At 66.3% G+C, this 22,571-nt stretch carries 16 protein-coding genes; 4 read left to right on the forward strand and 12 right to left on the reverse strand.

The genetic code is table 11. The features are described from left to right. Window position 1 precedes the first annotated feature (1 nt). The 6 genes from J8I35_RS16285 to J8I35_RS16310 all read right to left on the reverse strand — a co-directional run bounded on the left by J8I35_RS16285 (window position 2) and on the right by J8I35_RS16310 (window position 10,993). Window positions 2-1,438: a hypothetical protein gene (locus J8I35_RS16285; protein WP_245170296.1), complete on the reverse strand. Its 1,437-nt coding sequence runs from the start codon at window positions 1,436-1,438 to the stop codon at window positions 2-4. Continuing rightward, entirely contained in the window at window positions 1,428-4,973 is a 3,546-nt protein-coding gene (locus J8I35_RS16290; protein ID WP_209926190.1) for a type VI secretion system Vgr family protein, read from the reverse strand. Before J8I35_RS16290 ends, J8I35_RS16285 begins: the two co-directional genes overlap by 11 nt. 636 nt (window positions 4,974-5,609) lie before the next feature. Next, on the reverse strand, window positions 5,610-6,404 hold the full coding sequence (gene eutC / locus J8I35_RS16295; protein ID WP_050015872.1) for an ethanolamine ammonia-lyase subunit EutC: 795 nt from the start codon (window positions 6,402-6,404) through the stop codon (window positions 5,610-5,612). Further along, window positions 6,401-7,798, reverse strand: a complete 1,398-nt coding sequence (locus tag J8I35_RS16300; RefSeq protein WP_059638468.1) for an ethanolamine ammonia-lyase subunit EutB — start codon at window positions 7,796-7,798, stop codon at window positions 6,401-6,403. Before J8I35_RS16300 ends, eutC begins: the two co-directional genes overlap by 4 nt. A gap of 100 nt (window positions 7,799-7,898) precedes the next feature. Continuing rightward, window positions 7,899-9,311 carry an ethanolamine permease gene (eat, locus tag J8I35_RS16305; protein WP_050015869.1) on the reverse strand — a complete coding sequence of 471 codons (1,413 nt, stop codon included), beginning with the start codon at window positions 9,309-9,311 and terminating at the stop codon, window positions 7,899-7,901. Between the two features lie 218 nt (window positions 9,312-9,529). Then, complete coding sequence (locus tag J8I35_RS16310; RefSeq protein WP_209926192.1) at window positions 9,530-10,993, reverse strand: mechanosensitive ion channel; 1,464 nt, start codon at window positions 10,991-10,993, stop codon at window positions 9,530-9,532. A gap of 278 nt (window positions 10,994-11,271) precedes the next feature. Between J8I35_RS16310 and J8I35_RS16315 the strand changes: the two genes are divergently transcribed. Beyond that, window positions 11,272-12,153, forward strand: a complete 882-nt coding sequence (locus J8I35_RS16315) for an AraC family transcriptional regulator (RefSeq protein WP_209926193.1) — start codon at window positions 11,272-11,274, stop codon at window positions 12,151-12,153. 159 nt (window positions 12,154-12,312) lie between these two features. On the opposite strand, the gene J8I35_RS16320 is transcribed toward J8I35_RS16315, so the two are convergent. Further along, on the reverse strand, window positions 12,313-12,690 hold the full coding sequence (locus tag J8I35_RS16320) for a zinc ribbon domain-containing protein (protein ID WP_124594443.1): 378 nt from the start codon (window positions 12,688-12,690) through the stop codon (window positions 12,313-12,315). 10 nt (window positions 12,691-12,700) lie between these two features. After that, a complete protein-coding gene (locus tag J8I35_RS16325; RefSeq protein ID WP_209926195.1) occupies window positions 12,701-15,259 on the reverse strand; it encodes a heavy metal translocating P-type ATPase in 2,559 nt (852 codons plus the stop codon). Between the two features lie 82 nt (window positions 15,260-15,341). On the opposite strand from J8I35_RS16325, the gene cadR reads away from it, so the two are divergent. Both cadR and J8I35_RS16335 read left to right on the forward strand, forming a co-directional pair. Beyond that, window positions 15,342-15,773 carry a Cd(II)/Pb(II)-responsive transcriptional regulator gene (cadR, locus tag J8I35_RS16330; protein WP_006477300.1) on the forward strand — a complete coding sequence of 144 codons (432 nt, stop codon included), beginning with the start codon at window positions 15,342-15,344 and terminating at the stop codon, window positions 15,771-15,773. Window positions 15,774-15,841: 68 nt separating this feature from the next. Continuing rightward, on the forward strand, window positions 15,842-16,414 hold the full coding sequence (locus tag J8I35_RS16335; RefSeq protein ID WP_124653699.1) for a PadR family transcriptional regulator: 573 nt from the start codon (window positions 15,842-15,844) through the stop codon (window positions 16,412-16,414). Between the two features lie 45 nt (window positions 16,415-16,459). On the opposite strand, the gene J8I35_RS16340 is transcribed toward J8I35_RS16335, so the two are convergent. From J8I35_RS16340 to J8I35_RS16355, 4 genes are all read right to left on the reverse strand, one after another. Next, window positions 16,460-17,896: an FAD-binding oxidoreductase gene (locus J8I35_RS16340; protein ID WP_209926196.1), complete on the reverse strand. Its 1,437-nt coding sequence runs from the start codon at window positions 17,894-17,896 to the stop codon at window positions 16,460-16,462. A gap of 15 nt (window positions 17,897-17,911) precedes the next feature. Beyond that, a complete protein-coding gene (locus tag J8I35_RS16345) occupies window positions 17,912-18,700 on the reverse strand; it encodes an ABC transporter substrate-binding protein (RefSeq protein WP_006477297.1) in 789 nt (262 codons plus the stop codon). Between the two features lie 49 nt (window positions 18,701-18,749). Next, complete coding sequence (locus tag J8I35_RS16350; RefSeq protein ID WP_011694020.1) at window positions 18,750-19,904, reverse strand: pyridoxal phosphate-dependent aminotransferase; 1,155 nt, start codon at window positions 19,902-19,904, stop codon at window positions 18,750-18,752. Between the two features lie 206 nt (window positions 19,905-20,110). Beyond that, window positions 20,111-20,779, reverse strand: coding sequence for a TetR/AcrR family transcriptional regulator (locus J8I35_RS16355; RefSeq protein ID WP_209926198.1), 669 nt, complete (start codon window positions 20,777-20,779; stop codon window positions 20,111-20,113). A gap of 121 nt (window positions 20,780-20,900) precedes the next feature. Here J8I35_RS16355 and J8I35_RS16360 point away from each other — a divergent pair, with 121 nt between their 5' ends. Then, window positions 20,901-22,553 carry an acyl-CoA dehydrogenase family protein gene (locus J8I35_RS16360; protein ID WP_209926200.1) on the forward strand — a complete coding sequence of 551 codons (1,653 nt, stop codon included), beginning with the start codon at window positions 20,901-20,903 and terminating at the stop codon, window positions 22,551-22,553. The last annotated feature ends 18 nt before the right edge of the window (window positions 22,554-22,571 follow it).

Consider the following 22,571-nt stretch of genomic DNA (forward strand, 5'->3'; position numbering starts at 1 on the left):
TTCAGCCCCCCACCCATTCCCATTCAGCGTTGCCGGCGTCGTTCGAAATCGACGGCATCGGCTGGCCGCGCCGCATCGTGACGATGCGGGACAGGTCATAGCGGTATTCCGGCGTCGAGTAGCCCGCATTCGCGCGAACGCGCGCCACCCAACGGCCGCCACGCGGACACGCCGCGCCGGGCAAGCTGAACTGCTCCGTGCCTTCGACGTAGGCGGACGAGAATGGCTTCGTGGGAGTCGGGGCACTGCCTTCCCATACCCATTGCACCGGTCCGTTGAGATGGACGCCGTCTCCGGACTCCATCGGCATCTTCACGCTGTCGGTCGTGGCGATGTCGCCGGCCTTGAATGGCATCACTTGCAAGCTGCGGTAGCTGCCGCCGGCATTCAGACGCACTGCGCGATACAGGCCGTCCTCAGCGAACGTCTCACCGGGGTTGATCGGAAAATGTGACAGGCGAGTCCGCTGGTACGCTTCCCACTGCTCGCGCTCCTGCGGCGTCGAGGGATAATCGCGGTCAAAGGTGACGCGGGTCGGATTCTTGTAGTCCGAATGGAAATCGACCCGCACCAGACTGGACTGGATTCCCGAAACCTCGATGTTCATAAACACGCTAACATTGAGATCGTAGCTACCCGCGACGAATTTACTGACGGATGTTGTTTTTATCTTGAAAATTACCGAACTGTGCGGCGCAAGACTGACCTCGCCATCAGTAAATTCGCCCGAATTTTCAAGCAACTTACCCGCCAACCCGAGTCCGAATTTAGAATCACGCGATCCAATTCGGTAGCCGTTTACGCCCAAGATATCCATATTCCTGCCAGTTTCGACATTCCATTTATCAGGCGTCTTGAACTTGATAGGATAATCACCAGTGTTGTCGAATCTGACAGAAACCATGAATCCATCCTTCGTGCGAGCAATAGCAGTGAGCGAAGCATCCAGTTTCACAACTTTTCGCCCACCCTGAACTCCCGCATCCCTTAGCAAGTCCACCAAGTCAGCGATCCTGATTGCAATAGGTCGACTAAAATCTCTCACGTAGCTACTCTTGATCGCTCCACCACATTTTGCGACGTAAAGATCGGAAATTGGCACGTCGCTCTCCGGGTCTTTTGGCGAACATAGCAAATCGGCCAATTTTCTGGCGGATTCAAGGTTTTTACCTTGCAGATTCAATTTATAGACCCCGATTCCAATGCCATCCTTGCTTCCCACGGAATCTCCAATCTGAACCGTCAATACATCACCGGAAACTGCGACTTCGTTATTCCCATATGAATTAATGCTGCCATCCGCCCCGCCATTTGTGATATAGCTGAATTGCATCGCATCATTTTCCATGCCCACACCTCCTCCATTTGCATACCCCACCCAAACAACCGGGGAGACTGCAAGAACGCTTAATGCAATACGCCGGAAATTACGAATCATAGCCGACCCTCCACAACTTGTTTGTCGCCAGCGAGAATTGACGCCGCACATATTCCAGGTAATACGGCTTTATGGTTGCCGTTACCTTACCAATCTGCCACGACGAATTTGCACCGTAACCCATCAGGTTCGTCGGCGAGCGCGCCTGCCACATCATGGTTCCCGCTTTTGCATCGACCAGCGAAAAATCAATCTGCTCACACTTAATGTAAGACTCGTGAAGCCAGCCGCCTCGATCGTAATATTCGTCGGGGAAATTGAAATAATGCCCACACTCGTGCGCCTCGACATTCGCGCGCCCAGAATCATGTACCTCTCCCCGATCGTCCTGCCATTTTTGCCCCTCCCCCCACGACGACGTATCTGCCCGAAGAACAGTCGGATACAGGTGATTCGTAACATGCGGTTTAAACCCAGCAATGGGCGCTCCCCTGACCGATACGCGAAGATCGACCCTGAAATTAACTTTCACCCGGCATCCACACGCAGCCCCTTTAGAGCAACCGTCCAGAATCAACTTGTAGGTTCTCTGGTTCAACACGGCCTCAATCCGATTTCTCAGAGCGTCAACGTCATATTTGTCCCCGACCGTATCGCGGTAGTCCATCTTCACACCCTTGACCGTGGAACCAGGCATCATTCGCCAGTGAGTTGTCGCCTCATATGGGACGGTTTGCGGCGAAACTGTGAGATCACGATTTCCGGTGACATCAACCGGAAACAAATCCATCGGAACCAGCATCACCCTGACAGTGCAAGTAATCGTCTTGTCCTGCTCGCTGTACGCGAATTCGAAATTCGAGTCCCTCGAACCACCGCCTCTGATCTGGTTTCCACTGCTGTCTTTCCACGGCGTCCGGTTGTCTAACATCCCCCAATACGGCTTGGCTTCGATATGCTGCCGCACATCAACCTTCAGGTCCGTGATCTTCCAGTCACAGGGAACCGCATTTGCGAGCTTGATTGGATCGGGTGCGACGTAACTTTGCGTCTGATCGTCGGGGCCGTTCAATTCGACCTTGGCTTTCGGCACGTTCGAATCAACGTTCGACGGCTTTCCATCGAAGGGGGAGAAGTCGCTTAGCTTTCCCCCATCAGCCGCAGGTGCGAGGGCACGTGCAACAGCCTCTCTATTACCCTGTGACTCCCATTGCGGCGGGCTCGGCTCAGGCGCCAAGGCCGGCGCTTGTACAAAATTCGGATTGGTACGCCAGACCTCACACTCCGTCTTGAACGGCACGAAAGCCGGCGCGAACGCCGCGCCGCTCAGGTCCAGTTGAGCCGGCCCGGTCTTCTTCAAGCCACTTGTCCTGAAGTGCACACGGCCGCGCGAGCCCATCTCGATCCCTTCCGGATTCACGCGGATATACGAGCCGCCGACGCTGAGCAGGATTTCCTTCGGCGACTTCACGTGCAAAACGCCATTGACCGTTTCGACCGTCATGTCTTCCTGCGCCGCAAGCTGCATGCGGCCTCGCTGGGCCTGCACAATGACCTCGCCGGCCGACGCGATCAAGCTCATGCCCTTCCGCGCGAACAGTGACAACTGACCGCCCGCAGCGGCGGTGATCCTCTTGAGCGCGCTGAAGTGGACTCCTTTCTTCGCGGTCCCGATGATCGAACCATCGGCGGCGAGTTGTACGCCATCGCCCGAGACCACGCCAACCGGTCCCGGTGCAGTCACGACCGCGCCCGGCCTTTTCAATTCGTCCAGCCCGTCGCCGATCGCCTTTTGCGCCTGGGTATCCGCAGGCGATGCCTTCGACGCCTCGGCCGACTTCGCCAGCGATTCGGCTAGCGCCAACATGTCCTTGAGTTGCGCAATCGTCTCGGCCATATCGAGCTGCTTGCCCGCGCCGCCCGGCCGGTCGTAGGCCGTCACCATCACACCTGCGCCGCCTCGCGCAACCGCATGCCCTGAAGTCCGCAGTTCGGCACCCGCGCCTCGCTGGTTCAGTGCGCGGTCCACCATATGGCCGAGATGGAGTTGCGAGCGGCCGGAGTGCTGCGTACCGAGTTCGATGCCTTCCTGATTGTCCCAATCGTCCATCCAGAACGTGTTGCCGGATTGCGTTCGGATCTCGTTACGCGACATGCGCCGTCGTGACGAATTAATCAGGTCGGGGCGCTCGCTATTGTGGATAAAGGACGCAATAAAGGGCTTGTTCGGATTGCCTTCGCGAAAGCCGATCAGGGCTTCGTCGCCGTCCAACGCGGGCATGTGCATGCCCGTATGGTTCCTGCCTGCGAACGGCTTGGCGAGCCGTAACGGAACGCTTTCCCCGCCCTTGGGCCAGTTGCCGAAGTCGCAGTGAAACCGCGCGACATACTCGCCTTTGTCGGTGAGGTAGGCGAATTTGTACCTGTCAGGCGACGTAATAGTCGCGCCTAGCGTGCCGGGAATTTTCGGCCACCGACGCTCGTCAATTTCCAGCCGGTACGGGCGATCGGCCGGAATCGCCGTGAAGCTGTTCACGTAGCTCGCATTCCGCGCGCCGCGATGCACGACCGTCGTCACGAACATGGCCGCGCCGGCATCCTCGAGCGTCCGATCAGACTGCACGATGCTGCCAGGCCGGATCGCGAGCACGGTCGACTCCACCGAGTAACGAATCTGGCTGGCGCGTGCCGCTTCATGGCGCAACTGCGCCTCGCGTTTGGCCCCCTTGGCGTCGTCGTGATGCGTGCCCCAGACATAGGGCTTGCCGATCATGGTCTCGTCGTCCGATACGGCGCGGTCCTCGGCACGGAAGCGCTCCCACGCCTGCTCGGGGTTGTAGTCGGCAACCACATAGGATTCCGGCACGACGCGCGAGCGGACCTTGAAGGAAAAAATCGATTCCTCGAAGGTCGCCAGCCCGGCAGTGGGACGATCCAGTACAGGTATTGCGGGGCGCATATAGCCGTCAACGTCGTCCGCAATCACCAGCACGTCGCCGTGCTCACCGGTCCTTGTGTAGCAATACAGGCCCGCTTGCTCCATCTCGAGCTTGACGTAGTCCCAGTCGCCCATGTTGTACTGGAAGCGGAACGGGTGCCTGGGATGCTCGCGGCGTAGATTGAATTCGACCTGTATCCAGAAGCGGAGGTCGTAACGCGCCAAAATCTCCTTGATGATTTCCCACGAGGCCATTCCCTGGTACGTGGCGCAATTGCTCGGGCCGTCCATGACGGCCAGATGCTGGCGCATCACAATACGGTAGGTGTAACCATCACGAGATTCCGATACGGAGTCGAACTGCGTCACGAAGCCGGCAAATTCGCGCTTGGCGCGTCCGTCCTCGGGTCGAACCGAAAATTTCGCGAGTTGCCCGAGCACCGTCTTTCTCGGAATCGCAACCGGTGCGGCAACGACCGCCTTGACGCTGTACGGCTCGCAGATCGCCTCGCGCACGACCCACGATACGACCGACACCGTGGGCATGGGAGGCAGTTCGCCCGTCTCCGGATCGCGCTTCGACTTGCGCCGCATCAGCGTCAGATGCGCGGATTGCCGCCCCGTCAAATAACTTGTCACGCGATCGAATTCCGCCATTCTTATCCTCGTTATATCGGGCGCCAGCCATATCACATCGAAACGCGGCCGCTATCCATGGACAAACCATTGCGGAAAATCCGCAACAAATGAAATGAGGCCAACCGAATCAACCAATCCGATTCAATCGTGCGTCAATCCAACAGTCGCTTTCGCCTTGGCATCAGCCGGATGGTGCTGCTGGCCTTGGTCACGCGTGCAGCAAGTGAGCTGCTGGTGAAGGAAAGATGGGGCGGTACGTTCGACTCGTCACTCATCGGGTCTCCTTTCTCGACAAATCGGTGATGGTTGCGCCACACGAAATTTGCGCGAATGAGAAAGATGAATCAATCAGACGAATTCGAAATTCGCAATGCGAATTTTCAAGAGCGCTGACCGGCGTCAAATGCGCCAGTAGTCGCGCGCGTTCAGGGCCGATGAGCCCGGAAGCCGTGCAAAGGATCGAGGTAGTGGTTTGCCAGGTGCGCGAAACCCAATCGACGGACCGATCGAGACGGAGCGCGGCAATGCCAAGATGCGCGGCACTTGCAACGCTCGCGCCGTCCCCGCGTGCGGCAAGCAATCAACGTGTTGCGCCGAGCCGGCAGTTGTCGCCGAAGCTGCGGGTGTTGATGGACTTTCGATGCGAGTGGCTATTCAAGCAGCCCCGATCCGCTCCGCATGAGCCGGCGGCGCCAACGCGTCGCTGTCGTCCTTCAGCCCGACGCCCGTCAACCCGAGCCTGCGCGCATGCGTCATCAGGTAATGCAGCTTGTGCGCGGCGGCCGCGTGCGGCAGCCCTTCGGGCCGCACGTTCGAGATGCAGTTGCGCAGCGCGTCGTGACAGCCGACCTTCGGCGCCCACGTCAGGTACACGCCGAGGCTGTCCGGCGAGCTGAGCCCCGGCCGTTCGCCGATCAGCATCGCGACCACCTTCGCGCGCAGCAGCTCGCCGATCTCGTCGCCGAGCGCGACGCGCGCCTGCGTCGCGACCACCACCGGGCCGATCCGCCAGCCGTCCGCGTCGAGCCGCGGCCGCACGGCCTGCAACAGCGGCAGCGCCTGCTTCGCGGCCGCGAATGCCGACAGCCCGTCGCCGACCACGAACACGACATCCGGCGCGTCGTCGAGCGCCGCCCCGTAGCCGGCCAGCAGCCCGCGGCTGTCGTCCGACAGCTTGCGGCCGAGATCGGGCCGGCGCAGGTAGTGGTCGCGGTCGGGCGCGGCGCTCTGGACGCGCAGCGTCGGCAGCATGCCGGCCGCCTCGATCTCGCGCCGCAGCGCATCCGCGTCGAGCGGCTGGTGCACAGCGTCGCGCGCCTGTGCATGCGACAGGTTGAAGGCCAACAGCGGCGCGGTCGGCAGGCTGTTGCCCGCGCGGCCGAGCGCGATCCGCGCGTTCGTGAACGACTTCAGCTGCGCCCACGGATTCTTCTCGACGGCGTCGCTCATGCGGAAATCCCCATCCAGTCGTTCGCACCCGCGAGCAGCGGCACGCGGGCGCTTGCCGCGCGCAGCGCGCCGTGCGCGTCGGCGATCTCCATCGTCTCCAGCCATTCCTCGAATTCCGGCGCGCGGCGCAGGCCGAGCACCTCGCGTACGTAGAGCTGGTCATGGAACGACGTGCTCTGATAGTTGAGCATCACGTCGTCCGCGCCCGGAATCCCCATGATGAAGTTGATGCCGGCCGCCCCCAGCAGCGTCAGCAGCGTGTCCATGTCATCCTGGTCGGCTTCCGCGTGGTTCGTGTAGCAGATGTCGCAGCCCATCGGCACGCCGAGCAGCTTGCCGCAGAAGTGATCCTCGAGCCCCGCGCGGATGATCTGCTTGCCGTCGTACAGATATTCGGGCCCGATGAAGCCCACCACCGTGTTCACGAGGAACGGCTCGAACTTGCGCGCGACCGCATACGCGCGTACTTCGCAGGTCTGCTGATCGACGCCGAAGTGCGCGTTCGCCGACAGCGCGCTGCCCTGGCCCGTCTCGAAATACATCAGGTTGTTGCCGACCGTGCCGCGCTTGAGCGCCAACGCGGCCTCGCGCGCCTCGCCGAGCAGCGCGAGCGAGATCCCGAAGCTCGCGTTCGCCTTCTCGGTGCCCGCGATCGACTGGAACACGAGATCGACCGGCGCGCCCTTCTCGATCGCCGCGATCGTGTTGGTCACGTGGGTAAGCACGCACGACTGCGTCGGCACGCCGTAGCGCTCGCGGAAGCCGTCGATCATCGCGAGCAGCTTCACGATCGCCGCGAGGCTGTCGGTGGCCGGGTTGATGCCGATCATCGCGTCGCCGCAGCCGTACATCAGCCCGTCGAGCATCGACGCGGCGATGCCCTTCACGTCGTCGGTCGGGTGGTTCGGCTGCAGCCGCACCGACATCCGGCCGGCCAGCCCGACCGTGTTGCGAAAGCGCGTGACGACGCGGCGCTTTCTCGCGGCCGCGATCAGGTCCTGGTTGCGCATCAGCTTCGACACGGCCGCGACCATCTCGGGCGTGAGGCCGGGCGCGATCCGTTCGAGCGCCGCGCCGTCGGCCGCGGGCGACAGCAGCCAGTTACGGAAATCGCCGACGGTGAGGTGCGAGATCTCGGCGAACGCGTGCGCGTCGTGATCGTCGATGATCAGGCGCGTGACCTCGTCGTCTTCATACGGGATCACCGCTTCGTTCAGGAACGCCTTCAGCGGTACGCCCGCGAGCGCGATCTTCGCGGCGACGCGCTCCTCCTCGCTCGCCGCCGCGACGCCGGCGAGCTGGTCGCCGGAACGCAGCGGGCTCGCCTTCGCGAGCAGCGTCTTCAGGTCCGCGAAGCGGTACGTGCGCGGACCGATCGTCTCCGTATAGGACATCGTTCGAATCTCCTTGCCAAAAGCCGACGGCGCGCCCGTTCGACGGGGCGCGCCGGATGCCGTCAGGAACGGCCTTTCACGTTCACCGTCGTCACCGTGCTCACTCCTCCAGCAGCGCGTCGCCGGGTGCGCTCGCGCGCTGCGAACGGGTCGCGAGGAAGTACGCGTAACCGACCGCGAGGAAGCCGACGAACACCAGCGCGACCAGCCCGTTGAAAACCACCATCGTCGCGAGGCAGACGAGCGCCGCCAGGATCGCGAAGGCCGGGAAGATCGGGTACAGCGGCGCGCGGAACGGCCGCGCCAGGTTCGGCTGCGAGCGGCGCAGCTTGAACAGCGACGCCATGCTGACGATATACATCACGATCGCACCGAACACCGACATCGTCACGATATTCGCGGTGAGCGTCTGCCCGCCGAACTGGATCAGCTCGTCGCTGTAGATCGCGGCAATCCCGACCACGCCGCCCGCGAGAATCGCGCGATGCGGGGTCTTGAAGCGCGGATGCACCTTGCCGAGCCATTCGGGCAGGTAGCCTTCGCGGGCCAGCGCGAAGATCTGGCGCGAATAGCCGAGGATGATCCCGTGGAACGACGCGACGAGCCCGAACAGCCCGAGCCACACGAGCATGTGCATCCAGCCGCTGTTCGCGCCGACGATGTACTTCATCGCCTGCGGCAGCGGATCGTTGATGTTCGCGAGCTTGGTCCAGTCGCCCGCGCCGCCGGCGAACACCATCACGCCGATCGCGAGCGCCACGAGGGTCAGGATCCCGGCCACGTACGCGATCGGAATCGAGCGCTTCGGGTTCTTCGCTTCCTCGGCGGCCATCGCGACGCCTTCGATCGCGAGGAAGAACCAGATCGCGAACGGAATCGCCGCGAACATCCCGTGGAACGCGCCCACGCTGAAGTGATCGGCGCCCGACCAGCCGCCCTTCGTGAAATTGCTCCACGTGAAGCCCGGCGACACGACGCCCATGAACACCAGCAGCTCGAAGATCGCGAGCAGCGTGACGACGAGCTCGAAGGTCGCCGCGATCTGCACGCCGACGATGTTCAGCGCCATGAACACGAGATACGCGCCCATCGCCGCGTGTTTCGGTTCGAGCCCCGGAAACTGCACGTGCAGGTACGCGCCGATCGCGAGCGCGATCGCGGGCGGCGCGAACACGAATTCGACCAGCGTCGCCGCGCCGGCCAGATAGCCGCCGGTCGGGCCGAACGCGCGCCGCGCATACGCGAACGGGCCGCCCGCGTGCGGGATCGACGTCGTCAGCTCGGTGAAACTGAAGATGAAGGTGGTGTACATCGCCGCGACGAACAGCGCGGTGATCACGAAACCCAGCGTGCCCGCGCTCGCCCAGCCGTAGCTCCAGCCGAAGTATTCGCCGGAAATCACGAGGCCGACCGCGATGCCCCACAGTTGCCAGGTCCCGAGCGTCTGCTGCAGCGCGGGCTGGCCGGAGGACTTGGCGCCGGCGGCGGGCCGGCCATTCGACTCTGCTTTCATCGGACTCTCCTCAAAGGCGCCGGCCTGCGGGCCCGCGCGACTGAGAATCGATGCTAGAGAGTCATTAAACGACGTGTTATCGAAATTCGGCAAAGATCGCGGCTGACATTTCGCTTGCGGAAACGCTTTCGAAAACGCTCGCGGCAACGCCGGCCGCCCGCGTTGCCACGCCGATCCGGCCCGCGCGATGCGGGCCGGATCGGCCGTGCCGACTGGCCTTACTGGCCGCCGCCGCGCTGGTTGAACCAGCGGTCGAGCAGCTTGCCGGCCGCTTCCCGGCCGCCGAGGCCGAACGACAGCGCGACGGCCACCGCGATCGCGCCGAGCACGAGGCCGAACGCGAGCTGGACGATTTCGTTCGCGATGCCCATCGCGCGCAGCCCCATCGCGAACACGAGGCCGAGGATCGCGAATTGCGCGATCCGCGCGAACAGCACGCTGTGCTCGCGGTCGGCCTGCTCGATCACGCGGCGCGCGAGACCCGCGAGCCACACGCCGATCACAAGGATCACGCCGCCCGTCAGCACGTGGCCGCCGAATTCGATGAACAGCGTGACGACGTCGCGCACCTGCGTGAAGCCGAGCCGGTTCGCGGCCTCGACCGACGCGAACAGCATCGCGAAGAACACGATCAGCCGCGCGACCAGCACCGACGGCTGCAGGATGCCCGAGAACACGCGCTCGACGCCGAGCACGGCCGGCAGCCCGTCGACGCCGGCGGCTTCCAGCAGCTTCTGCGCGAGCGACGCGACGAAGCGCGCGAAGTAGAACGTGACGAGCACGATCACGATCGCCGCGACGATGTCCGGCACCGCGCCGAGGAACTGGTTCAGCATGTTGGTCGCGGGGATCGAGATCGCGTCGATCTTCAGTGCGTCGAGCGCGGAGATCAGCGTCGGCACGAACACGAACACGTAGACGATCGTGCCGACCAGACTCGACACGCGCACCGGCGTCGGGCTGTCGATCCCTTGCGTGAGGCGATCGGCGCCGGCGGCGACCAGCAGGTTCGTCACGAGGCCGCGCAGCACGCGCGCGACGATCCAGCCGACGAAGCCGATCACCGCGGCCGCGAAGATGTTCGGCACGATCGCGAGCAGCTTGTCGACCATCCCCTGCACCGGCGACAGCAGGCCCGACAGCGCGAACGACGCGAGGATCGCCGGCAGGAACATCAGGATCACGAGCCAGAACAGCACGTCGCCGAGATAGCCGCTCATCGGCTGCATGCCGGCGCTTTCGGACAGCGTGGCGTCGACCTTGCTCGCCTTCAGCGCACGGTTCGCGAGACTGCGCAGCAGCGACGCGATCAGCCACGCGATCAGCGTCAGCGCCGCGCCGCCGATCAGGTTCGGCAGGTAGTTGACGATGTGCGTGACGAGCAGCGAGAACGGATTGGAGACCGCGTACAGGTTGAGCACGTTGAAGATGCCCACCGCGGTGACGAGCAGCACGAGCCAGAACAGGCCGCCGGCGATGATGCGTTCGACGCACGCGCCCTGGCCGGTGCTGTCGGTGATCCGCTGATCGACCTTCAGCGCGTTGAGCAGCCGGAGCGCGCCGGCCCGCACCGCGACGGCGATCAGCCAGCCGATCACCAGGATGCCGATCGCGCCCGCGATCTTGGGCAGGTATCCGCCTAGTGTGGCCTGCAGCGACGTGATGAAGCTGGAAGCATCCATTTCTTCTTCTCCCGAAAACGTGGTGTGGCGATTGAACATCGACGAACGACCTGCGTAATTCGAAAAGCGTGCTGCTGCCCCGTCCGAGCAACTTACCCGAGAAAAATGACGTGATCACCCGATTTCACCGTCTTTAACTTTAGTCATAGATGCCGGAGGGGCAAGACCCCATTTCGTTGAAATTAAAAGGGGACGGACTTCGGACAGCTACGCATTTCCGCAAGATTTGTCCATTCGGCCCGTGCTACCGTGGCGTCGGTTCCAGCCCGGACACGCCGATGACTCCAGCCGAAACGAAACCCGACCCGCCCGCGTGGGTGCGCTACGCGGCGAGCGTGGCGCGCGTCCACGCGTACATCGGCGCGCATCTCGACGGCCCGCTCGACCTGAACCGGCTCGCCGAAGTCGCGTGCCTGTCGCCGTATCACTGGCAGCGCGTCTACCGCGCGCTGTACGGCGAGTCGATCGTGCTGACGGTGCGGCGGATGCGGATCGTGCGGGCGTCCGAGGATCTGGTCTGCACCGCGCGGCCGCTCGACGAGATCGCGCGGCGCGCGGGCTACGGTTCGACGCACGCGTTCGCGCGGGCATTTCGCGACGCGTACGGCGTGTTGCCCGCGCAGCACCGGCGCACCGGCATCCACCGGCCGATTTATCCACTACAGCGAGGAGAGGAAGACATGTTCAAGCACGAGGTCGAGATCCGGCGGCTGCCGGAACTGCGCGGCTACGCGGTGACGCATACCGGCGCGTACATGAAGGTCGGCGACGCGTTCGGGCGGATCGGCGCGTGGGTCGGGCAGCACGGATTGATCGGCCCGGGCGCGAAGATGATCGGGATTTTCTACGATGATCCGGACACGACGCCCGAAGCACAGTTGCGCGCGAAAGCGTGCATCATGCCGGCCGACGGCGCGCCGGACGTCGCGCCCGTGCCGCCGGTCGAGCGTGCGACGATCGCAGGCGGCGAATACGCGGTACTGCTGCATACCGGGCCGTATGCGGACCTGAAGACGGCCTACCAGTGGCTCTACGGCGACTGGCTGCGTCACTCGGGCCGCGAAGCCGCCGACGCGCCGCCGTTCGAGCTATACCTCAATACGCCGATGGATACGGCGCCGGCCGACCTGCGCACCGAAATTCACCTGCCGCTGCGCTGAGTAAAGGGTGCGTCCCGGAGCCGTGTATCCGGACGGACCGCGACGATATTGCCGGTGCGAGCATGCCGGGGATGACATCGGGCATGCCGGTGCGCCGGCCGTCGAACGAAGCGTGCCGGCCTGTGCTTATGCGTGGCCGGCGCGAAGGTGCGGATAGCGTCAAGCCGCCTGCGTTCCGCAGCCGGGACAGAACCGCGCGTCGGCCGCCAGCGCCGCGTGGCAGCGGCTGCAGGCCTTGCCGCGTTGCGCCGCGCCGCACTGCGTGCAGAAGCGTGCATCGGCTGCGTTGAGTGCGCCGCAGCCCGCGCACGCGAGCTGGCTCAGCGGCAGATTGCCGCCCTGGCCACCGCTGCCCGCGTCGGCCGGCGCCTGCCAGCCCCAGCCGTGGCGATCGCGGCCGCGCGCATCGTGGCCGCCGTGCCCGCCCTGGCGCAGGCCACCGTGACGCCCGCCGCCGTGGCCCCCGTTTCCGCTATTGCTGTGCCCGCTGCCATGACCACCGCCGTGGCCGCCGAGAATCCGTTTCAGGAAGCTCATCGCCCGCTCCTCAACGCTTGGCCGGGACGTCGCCGAACGCCCCGGACGACGACAGCAGCCGCAAACCGTTGGCCACGACGATCAGGCTCGCGCCCGCGTCGGCGAAGACCGCCATCCACATCGTGCCGAGCCCCGCGACCGTGAGGCCGAGGAACACGACCTTCACGCCGAGCGCGAAGCCGATGTTCTGCACCAGCACGCGGTGCGTCGCGCGCGACAGCCGCACGAACGCGGGAATCTTGCGCAGGTCGTCGTCCATCAGCGCGACGTCGGCCGTCTCGATCGCCGTGTCGGTACCCATCGCGCCCATCGCGAAGCCGATGTCGGCGCGCGCGAGCGCCGGCGCATCGTTGATCCCGTCGCCGACCATCCCGACCGCGCCCGCGCCGCCCGCCGACAGTTCCTCGACCGCCGCGAGCTTGTCTTCCGGCAACTGGTTGCCGCGCGCATCGTCGATGCCGGCCTGCCCCGCGATCGCCTGCGCGGTATGCGGGTTGTCGCCCGTCAGCATCGCGGTGCGGATGCCGAGCGCATGCAGATCGGCGATCGCATCGCGGCTCGTGTCCTTGATCGTGTCGGCCACCGCGAAGATGCCGAGCACGCGCGTGGCGTCGACCAGCACGACGACGCTCTTGCCCTGCCGCTCCAGCGCGTCGAGCTTCGCCTCGAGCGCCGCCGAGCAGCGCTCCAGTTCCTCGACGAGCCGGTGATTGCCGAGCCAGTAGCGCGTGCCGTCGATCGTGCCGCACACGCCGCGCCCGACGATCGCTTCGAAGTCCTGCACGTCGGCGAATGCGGTCGTGCCGGCGTCGCGGGCCGCGGCCGCAATCGCCTGCGACACCGGGTGATCGGAGCGCGCCGCGAGGCTCGCGCCGAGATGCCGCACGCGCGCCGCATCGGCACCGTCCGCATGCACGTCGAAGTCGGTCTGCACCGGCTTGCCGTGCGTGATCGTGCCGGTCTTGTCGAGTGCGAGCCACGCGAGCTTGCGCCCTTCTTCCAGATAGACGCCGCCCTTCACGAGAATCCCGCGCCGCGCCGCGGCCGCGAGCCCCGACACGATCGTCACCGGCGTCGAGATCACCAGCGCGCACGGGCACGCGATCACGAGCAGCACGAGCGCACGGTAGATCCAGTCGTGCCACGCGCCGCCCATCACGAGCGGCGGCGCCACCGCGACCAGCAGCGCGACCGCGAACACGATCGGCGTGTAGACGCGCGCGAACTGGTCGACGAAGCGCTGGGTCGGCGCCTTCGCGCCCTGCGCTTCCTCGACCGCGTGGATGATCCGCGCGAGCGTCGAGTTGGCCGCGACGGCCGTCACGCGGTAGTCGAACGAACCCGATTCGTTGATCGTGCCCGCGTACACGGCGTCGCCGCTCGCCTTTTCGACAGGCAGGCTCTCGCCGGTGATCGGCGCCTGGTTGACCGTCGAGCGGCCGGCGACGACCTCGCCGTCCAGCCCGATCCGCTCGCCCGGCTTCACGCGCACGACCGCGCCCAGCGCGACCTGTGCGGCTTCGATCGTGCGCCACGCGCCGTCGGCCTGCTGCACGGTCGCGGTGTCCGGCGCGAGCTGCATCAGCCCCTGGATCGCATTGCGCGCGCGGTCGAGCGACTTCGCCTCGATCAGCTCGGCGATCGTGAACAGCACCATCACCATCGCGGCTTCCGGCCACTGGCCGATCGCCATCGCGCCCGTCACCGCGATGCTCATCAGCGCGTTGATGTTCAGGTTGCCGTTGCGGATCGCGATCCAGCCTTTCTTGTACGTGGTGAGCCCGCACGCGAGCACCGCGGCGAGCGCGAGCGCCGCCGACAGCCACACCGGCAGCCCGGCCCAGGTCGCGCCTTCGGATGCGATCGCGGCGACGCCGGCGAGCGCGAGCGGCCACCACGGTTTGGCGGGCGGCGGCGCGGTGGGCGCTGCCGGTGCATCGGCCGACGCGGCTTCCGGCGTCATCCCGAGCGAGCGGATCGCGCTTTCGAGCGCCGGTTGCGCGCCGGGCACGTGCTCGACGGTCAGCATCCGCTGCATCAGGTTGAATTCGAGCGCCGATACCTGCTGCATGCCGCCGAGCTTTTTGCGGATCAGCGTTTCCTCGGTCGGGCAGTCCATCTGCATGATCCGGAACGCGGAGCGCACGTGACCCGACGCGGTCGCCTGCGCGACCGGCAGCGGCGCGAGCGTCAGCGCGGCAGGCGCGCAGCAGTCGCCGGCCGCGTGGTCGTGGTCGTGGTCGTGGTCGTGGTCGTGGTCGTGGTCGTGGTCGTGGTCGTGACCGGCATGGTCATGCGCGGCGTGGTCGTGCGAGCACGACGCGCCATGCCGATGCGTATCCGTGTGAGCCTCGTCGTGATCGCGGTCATGACCCGCATCGCCATGCGCGGCGTGATCGTGGCCGTGGCCGTGATCGTGATCGTGGTCATGGCCGTGCGCGCGCTCGCCGGCCGCCGGCGCCGCATCGGCAACGGCCGCCGTCTGCGTGTCGCGCGCATCGGCGCAACACGTATCGGCGCCGCCGGCATGACGGTGTCGTGGGTCGTGGGGACGCTGGGCGTCGGTCATGACAACCTCCTTTCGTGGCTTGACGGTGTAGAGTTAACACCCTGAAGCCACTACAAGGTCAACCCTTACACGGGAGAAAGGCATGAAGATTGGCGAACTGGCCAAAGCGGCCCGCTGCACGCCCGAGACGATCCGCTTCTACGAGAAAGAGGGGCTGATGCCAGATGCGGAGCGCACCGATTCGAACTACCGCAACTACACCGACGTGCACGTCGAACGGCTGCGCTTCATCCGCAACTGCCGCGCGCTCGACATGGCGCACGACGAAATCCGCGCGCTGCTGCGGCTCACCGACACGCCGGCCGACCGCTGCGATTCGATCAATTCGCTGCTCGACGATCACATCGGACACGTCGACGCGCGCCTCGCGGAACTCACGCATCTGCGCGACCAGCTCACCGAACTGCGCCGCCAGTGCGTCGGCGAGCACTCGGTCGAGGATTGCGGCATCGTGCACGGTCTCGCGACGATGGAAACCGTCGCGCCGGCCGCGAAGCGCTCGCATCTCGGCTGAAACCCTTGTCAAACATGATAGCTTGGTAGAGAATAGTTATATTATTACTAGATATATGTTTACTATTCATGCCTACGAGCCGTCCGTCCCCGCTCGCGCTGGCCGTCCTCGCGACGCTCACCGAAACGCCGATGCATCCGTACGGGATGCTGCAGCAACTGAAGGCCCGCGGCTACGACGAAGTCGTCAACGTGCGGCAGCGCACGAGCCTGTACCAGACGATCGACCGGCTGCTGCGCGACGGGCTGATCGTCGTGCACGACACCGAGCGTGACGGCGCGTTTCCGGAGCGCACGCTGTATGCGCTGACCGAAGCCGGGCACACGGCCGGGCAGGCGTGGCTGCATGCGCTGCTCGCGGAGCCCGCGCGTGAATTTCCGGCGTTCGGCGCCGGCCTCGCGTTCCTGCCGCTGCTCGATGCGGAAGATGCGCGCCACCAGCTCGAGCTGCGCATCGCGCGTCTCGACGCCGAACGCGAGCGGCTGGAGGCGCTGCGCGCCACCGCGCAGGCCGACCAGGTGCCGCGCCTGTTCCTGTTGCAGAACGAATATGCGCTCGTGCTGCTCAATGCGGAGCTCGAGTGGGCGCGCAGCGTCGTCGAACACCTGAAGATCGGCGCGCTGCGCTGGGTGGACGGCTGATGCGTCGCGCCGGCCGTTTTCCGTGAGGAACGGGCGTCGGCAGCGTCAAAGCACCTTGCCGGGATTCAGGATCCCAAGCGGGTCCAGCGCGGCCTTCAGGTGTCGCATCAATCCGATTTCCGCGTCGCTGCGTGTGTGCGCCAGATAAGGACGTTTGAGCACGCCAATCCCGTGCTCGGCCGACACCGAGCCGCCCATGTCGCGCACCACCGCATACACGCAGCGATCGAGCGCATCGGCATCCGTGTCGGTCATCTCGGCCAGCGACACGCCGATATGCACGTTGCCGTCGCCGACATGGCCGAAGAACAGGCACGTGAGCGCCGGCCAGCGCGCCCGCAACGCCGCCTCGCAGCGTTCGGCGAACGCGCCGAGTTCGCCCGTCGGCAGACTCACGTCGAAGTTGACGAGATGGGGCAGCGCATCGATCGCAAGCCCTTCGCGCAGCGTCCACAAATCGCGCGCCTGCCGCTCGGAAGTCGCGAGCACCGCATCGTCGATGAGCCCTGCATCGAGCCCCGCAGCCAGCCCCGTTTCGAGCGCATGGTGCGCATCGCCGCCCGGCGCGCTCGTCGCGCATTCGATCAACACCACGAAACCGCCGTCGCCGACGAATGGCGCCGACACACCGGGCGTATGGCGCGCGACGTAGTCGTAGAACGCCGGCCACATCGCCTCGAAACTGACGACTTCCGGCAGCGTGCGCACGCGGTTCCACAGCGCGACCACCGCCTCGTAGTCGCGCACGCGGCAGAGCGCCGTGGCCGGCGCCGCCAGCAACGGATGCAGCCGCAGCACCGCGCGCGTGACGACGCCGAGCGTCCCTTCGCTGCCGATGAAGAGCTGCTTCAGGTCGTAGCCCGCGTTGTTCTTCAGCATCCGGTTCATCGACGACACGACCGTGCCATCCGCGAGCACCGCCTCGAGCCCGAGCACCTGCTCGCGCATCATCCCGTAGCGGATCGCGCGCGTGCCGCCCGCATTGGTCGCGAGCATGCCGCCGATCTGGCACGAGCCGCGCGCGCCGAGATCGACGCCGAACGTGAAGCCCGCCGCGTGCGCGGCGTCCTGCACCGTCTGCAGCGGCGTGCCCGCGCGCACGGTGATCGTGCCGGCCGCCGCGTCGAGCGCGTCGATGCCCGCGAAGCGCTCCATCGACAGCACGACCTCGCCGCCCAGCGCGACCGCGCCGCGCGCGAGCCCCGTCAGCCCGCCTTGCGGCACGACCGGCTGGCCGAGCCGCGTGCATAACGCGAGCGTCCTCGACACGTCGTCGACGCTACGCGGGCGCACCAGCGCGCGCGGCCGCACGCCGGCCGGCTCGTTGTACGCGGTGAAGTAACGCGGCTCGATGTCGGCCGCACGCGTGACGAGCGCATCGCCCAGTTCGTCGGCGAGCACGGCAGCGACGGCATCGTCCGGCAGCGGCAGCGGCGTGCCGCCCGGTTCGCTGCCCGCGGCGCTCGGGTTCGGAGTCGGCATCGCGCGCGCCCCCGCTTACTTCGTCGAGATGTCGATATCGCCGAAATACTTCAGGCCGAGCGACTTCACCGTGCCGTCCGCCTTCAGCTTGTCGATCGCCGCGTCGAGCTTCGCCTTCAGCGCGTCGTCGCCCTTGCGCAGGCCGAACGCGATGCCGCTGCCGAGAATCTTGTCGTCGTGCACCGGCTGCCCGACGAACGAGAAGCCCTTGCCGTCCGGGCGCGACAGGAAACCGCGCTGGCCGGACGGCGCGAGCACGAGCGTCGCGTCGAGGCGGCCCGCGACCAGATCCGCATACGCCTGGTTCTGGTCCTGGTACGCGACGACCGCGACGCCGGCCGGCTCCCAGTGCGCCTTCGCGAAGGTTTCCTGGATCGACGCCTGCAGCACGCCCACGCGCTTGCCCTTCAGCGATTCGGGCGTCGGCAGCAGCCCGCTGCCGGTGCGCGCGATCAGCTGGGTCGGCACGCGATAGATGATCGTCGTGAAGTCGATCGCCTGGCGCCGCTGCTCGGTCGCGTTCATCGCCGAGTTGATCGCGTCGAACTTGCGGCCCTTCAGCGCCGGAATCAGCCCGTCGAACGAGGTCTCGACCCATTTGCACGACAGCTTCGCCGTCTGGCAGACGGCATTGCCGACGTCGATGTCGAAGCCCTGCAGGTCGCCGTTCGGCGCCTTCGATTCGAACGGCGGGTATTGCGCTTCGAGGCCGAAGCGCAGCGTCGGCGCATCGGCGAGCGCCGCGCCGGAGCCGATGGCGCACGCGAGTGCGAATGCGAGTTTCAGGGTTGCCGTGTGCTTCATCGTGATCTCCAAGTGTCCGGTCGATGCGACGTCTCCGCCGCCGGTTGTCCTACAGCGAACGCAGCCGCCGCGCGCCTTCGACCAGCGTCGCGTCGTCCTTCGAAAAACTGAGCCGGATCACGCCGGCGTCGGTGCCGTCGGTATAGAACGCCGACAGCGGAATCGTCGCGACGCGCGCGTCGCGGATCAGGCGCAGCACGAAATCGCTGTCGCTTTCATCCGAGAAGTGGCGAAAGCGCGCGAGCATGAAGAACGAGCCTTCGCTCGGCAGCAGCTCGAAACGCGAATCGGCCAGCTCGCGCGCGAGCAGGTCGCGCTTGGCCTGGTAGAACGCCGAGAGGCCGAGATAGCTGTCCGGCCGCGCGAGGATCTCCGCGAACGCGACCTGCATCGGCGTATCGGCCGAGAACACCATGAACTGGTGCACCTTGCGGATCTCGTCCATCAGTTCGGCCGGCGCGAGGCAATGGCCGACCCGCCAGCCGGTCACGTGGAACGACTTGCCGAACGACGACACGATCACGCTGCGCTCGGCCAGCTCGCGGTGGCGCGCGACGCTCTGGTGCTGCGCGCCGTCGAACACGACGTGCTCGTAGACTTCGTCGGACAGCACCACGATCCCCGTGTCGCGCGTGAGCTGCGCGAGCCGCTCGAGATCGTCGGCGGAGAACACCGTCGCGGTCGGGTTGTGCGGCGTGTTGACGATGATCATCCGCGTGCGCGGCGTGATGGCCGCGGCCACCTCGTCCCAGTTCACGCGGAAATGCTCGGGCGACAGCTTGATCGCGACCGGCGTCGCGCCTTGCAGCCGCACGATCGGCGCATAGCTGTCGAACGACGGCTCGAAATAGATCACCTCGTCGCCCGGATGCACGAGCGCGCTGATCGCCGCGTACAGCCCCTCGCTCGCGCTCGCGATCACCGTGATCTCGGTCGCCGGATCGTAGCGCGCGCCGTACAGCGCCTCGGTCTTCTCGGCGAGCCGCTCGCGCAGCGCGATCACGCCGGCCATCGGCGCGTACTGGTTGTGACCGTCGCGCATCGCGCGCGCGACGCCTTCGACGAGCGCCGGATCGGGCGCGAAATTCGGCGCGCCCTGCGACAGGTTCAATGCGTCGTGTTGAGCAGCCAGTTGGCCGATCACCGTGAAGATCGTCGTCCCGACGTCGGGCAGTTTCGAACGGGGCGCGGTGGCGCTTCGCATGACTCCTCCTCCTGATGTCCTTCGGGCGGGCCGCGCCGTGCGCGACCTGCATCTGCCGCATGATTTAGCCCGAACCAATATCGGCGGACAATCGAAAGTTCGTCATGGAGACCATGCATTTTTCTCATGGTTCGCCGGGAGAAGAGCTTGGCGGCAAGGCGGGTCTGCGCGCCTGATATGCGAATCAGGCATTTCCCCCGGGAAGGCTACGCGTCCGCGGCCGCGAGATACGCGAGCAGCACGGCTCGCAGTTCGCGGCGCTGCGCGGCGAAATCGAGCGCGGGCCCGAGCGTCAGCAGCGCCTGCGACAGGCCGCCGTAGCAGATCGTATGGGCCATCCGCGCGAGCCCGTCGAGCCGCGCGGCGGGCGGCGGATCGGCCGCGTGGGCCAGCGCGTCGCGCCACAGCGCGACATAGGCGTCGTAATGCCGGCGATAGGCGGTCAGCGGCGACACCTGCCGCTCCAGCGCGAACAGCGCGCCCCACAGCGCCGCGTCGGCGGCGATCGTATCGACCTGGAGATCGACCAGCGCGACGGCGAGCTCGGACCGGGGCGCACCGCGCAGCCGCTGCACCGCGTCGCGCAGCCGGTCGGCCAGCGCCAGCACGCGGCGATGAATACAGAGCGCCGCGAGGCTCTGCTTGTCGCCGAAATACTCGTAGAAGGTGCCGATGCTGACACCCGCGACGGCCGCGATCTCGCGGATCGTCGCCTTCGCGTAGCCGCGTTCGAGCAAAAGCTGAACGAACGCCTGTTGCAGCGCGTCGGAGCTCGCCTGCGCGCGCGACTGGCGCGGCCGGCGACGCAACGCGGGCGCGGGTTGCGCCGCCGGCGAGCCGGGCGGCGCCGGAACCTGAACATGTCGCGGCGGCATATTTGCTACTCTGAATTCAGCAGGGAATACGTTTTACCGGAAGCCGGAACCCGCGCCGAAGGGCCGTTGCGCGCGGCATGACGCCGGCTGACCGCGCAGCATCAGACCGGAGACACCCGCGATGACCGACTCGACTCACGCCGTCACGAACCAGTTCGACGAACTCGTCGACTATAACCTCTTCGCGACGGATCTCGCGCTGCGCGACGCGCTCGTCCGGGCCGGCGCCGACTGGGCCGTACCTCAGCTCGACGCATACGGCGCGCGGCTCGGCAGCGCCGACACCGCGCAACTCGCCGACGAAGCGAACCGCCACACGCCCGAACTGAACGCGTTCGACCGGCGCGGCCGGCGCATCGACCGCGTCGACTTCCATCCCGCCTGGCACGCGCTGCTCGGCCAGTATCGTCACGAAGGCTTCGTGTCGCTCGCGTTCCGCGAGTCGCGCCGCGGCCGCTGGGCCGCGACGGCCGCCGGCTTCTACCTGCACGGCCAGATCGAGGCCGGCACGCTGTGCCCGGCGACGATGACGCAAGCCGCGATTCCCGTGCTGCAGAAAGAGCCGGCGCTGTGGGACCTGCTGCGCGACAAGCTCTACAGCGACGACTACGATGCGCGCGACGTGCCGGTCGCCGACAAGCGCGCGATCTGGTTCGGCATGGGCATGACCGAGAAACAGGGCGGCTCCGACGTGCGCGCGAACACGACGCTCGCCACGCCGGTCGGCGCGGGCGGCCGCGGCGGCGAATACCGGCTGCGCGGCCACAAGTGGTTCTTTTCCGCGCCGATGTGCGACGCGCACCTCGTCGTCGCACGCACCGAAGCCGGCGGCCCGTCGTGCTTCTACGTGCCGCGCTGGCGGCCGGACGGCACGAAAAACGCGGTCGAGATCCAGCGGCTGAAGAACAAGGTCGGCAACCGCAGCAACGCGAGCAGCGAGATCGAGCTGAACGATGCGTGGGGGATCATGCTCGGCGATGAAGGCCGCGGCATTCCGACCATCATCGAGATGGCCACCTACACGCGGCTGAACTGCGTGCTCGGCAGCGCGGCGATGCTGCGCCAGGGCGTCGTGCAGGCGATCGCGTACACGCGCCAGCGTCACGCGTTCGGCCGCGCGCTCGCCGAGCAGCCGCTGATGCGCACCGTGCTCGCCGATCTCGCGCTCGAAAGCGAGGCGGCGCTGTCGCTCGCGATGCGGCTCGCCGACGCATTCGAACGCGACGACTCGCCCCGCGAACGCGCGTGGAAGCGGATCGTCACGCCCGCCGCGAAATTCTGGGTCTGCAAGCGCGCGGTCGAGCTGACCGGCGAGGTGATGGAAGTGTTCGGCGGCAACGGCTACGTCGACGACGGCCCGATCGCGCGCCTGTTCCGCGAGGCGCCCGTCAACTCGATCTGGGAAGGCTCGGGCAACGTGATGTGCCTCGACGTGCTGCGCGCGGTGTCGCGCGAGCCCGATGCGGCCGCCGCGCTGTTCGACGAACTCGCCGACCTCGGCGCGGGCGAACCGCGCATCCGCGCGGCGCTCGACGCGTTGCGCGCGATGCTCGCCGCCCCGGCCGACACGCTCGAAGCGTCGGGCCGCGTGTTCGCGCAGCGGCTCGTGCTCGTCGCGCAGGCGTGCCTGCTGCGCCGCGATGCACCGGCGGCCGTCGCCGACGTGTTCGTCGCGACGCGGCTCGCCGCGCCCGACTGGGGCCGTATCGCGGGCGGCTTCGATCCGCACGCGATCGACGTCGCCGTGCTGCTGCAGCGCGCGTACCCGGCCTGACGCCGGCCCGCTCAACCG

The organism is Burkholderia sp. CpTa8-5, assembly GCF_017815045.1.
Classification (GTDB): Bacteria; Pseudomonadota; Gammaproteobacteria; order Burkholderiales; family Burkholderiaceae; genus Burkholderia; species Burkholderia sola.

Excerpts from the sequence above, each read along its gene's own strand:
- J8I35_RS16285 (WP_245170296.1), bottom strand. The coding sequence starts at position 1,438 with ATGATTCGTAATTTCCGGCGTATTGCATTAAGCGTTCTTGCAGTCTCC.
- J8I35_RS16290 (WP_209926190.1), bottom strand. The coding sequence starts at position 4,973 with ATGGCGGAATTCGATCGCGTGACAAGTTATTTGACGGGGCGGCAATCC.
- eutC (WP_050015872.1), bottom strand. The coding sequence starts at position 6,404 with ATGAGCGACGCCGTCGAGAAGAATCCGTGGGCGCAGCTGAAGTCGTTC.
- J8I35_RS16300 (WP_059638468.1), bottom strand. The coding sequence starts at position 7,798 with ATGTCCTATACGGAGACGATCGGTCCGCGCACGTACCGCTTCGCGGAC.
- eat (WP_050015869.1), bottom strand. The coding sequence starts at position 9,311 with ATGAAAGCAGAGTCGAATGGCCGGCCCGCCGCCGGCGCCAAGTCCTCC.
- J8I35_RS16310 (WP_209926192.1), bottom strand. The coding sequence starts at position 10,993 with ATGGATGCTTCCAGCTTCATCACGTCGCTGCAGGCCACACTAGGCGGA.
- J8I35_RS16315 (WP_209926193.1), top strand. The coding sequence starts at position 11,272 with ATGACTCCAGCCGAAACGAAACCCGACCCGCCCGCGTGGGTGCGCTAC.
- J8I35_RS16320 (WP_124594443.1), bottom strand. The coding sequence starts at position 12,690 with ATGAGCTTCCTGAAACGGATTCTCGGCGGCCACGGCGGTGGTCATGGC.
- J8I35_RS16325 (WP_209926195.1), bottom strand. The coding sequence starts at position 15,259 with ATGACCGACGCCCAGCGTCCCCACGACCCACGACACCGTCATGCCGGC.
- cadR (WP_006477300.1), top strand. The coding sequence starts at position 15,342 with ATGAAGATTGGCGAACTGGCCAAAGCGGCCCGCTGCACGCCCGAGACG.
- J8I35_RS16335 (WP_124653699.1), top strand. The coding sequence starts at position 15,842 with ATGCCTACGAGCCGTCCGTCCCCGCTCGCGCTGGCCGTCCTCGCGACG.
- J8I35_RS16340 (WP_209926196.1), bottom strand. The coding sequence starts at position 17,896 with ATGCCGACTCCGAACCCGAGCGCCGCGGGCAGCGAACCGGGCGGCACG.
- J8I35_RS16345 (WP_006477297.1), bottom strand. The coding sequence starts at position 18,700 with ATGAAGCACACGGCAACCCTGAAACTCGCATTCGCACTCGCGTGCGCC.
- J8I35_RS16350 (WP_011694020.1), bottom strand. The coding sequence starts at position 19,904 with ATGCGAAGCGCCACCGCGCCCCGTTCGAAACTGCCCGACGTCGGGACG.
- J8I35_RS16355 (WP_209926198.1), bottom strand. The coding sequence starts at position 20,779 with ATGCCGCCGCGACATGTTCAGGTTCCGGCGCCGCCCGGCTCGCCGGCG.
- J8I35_RS16360 (WP_209926200.1), top strand. The coding sequence starts at position 20,901 with ATGACCGACTCGACTCACGCCGTCACGAACCAGTTCGACGAACTCGTC.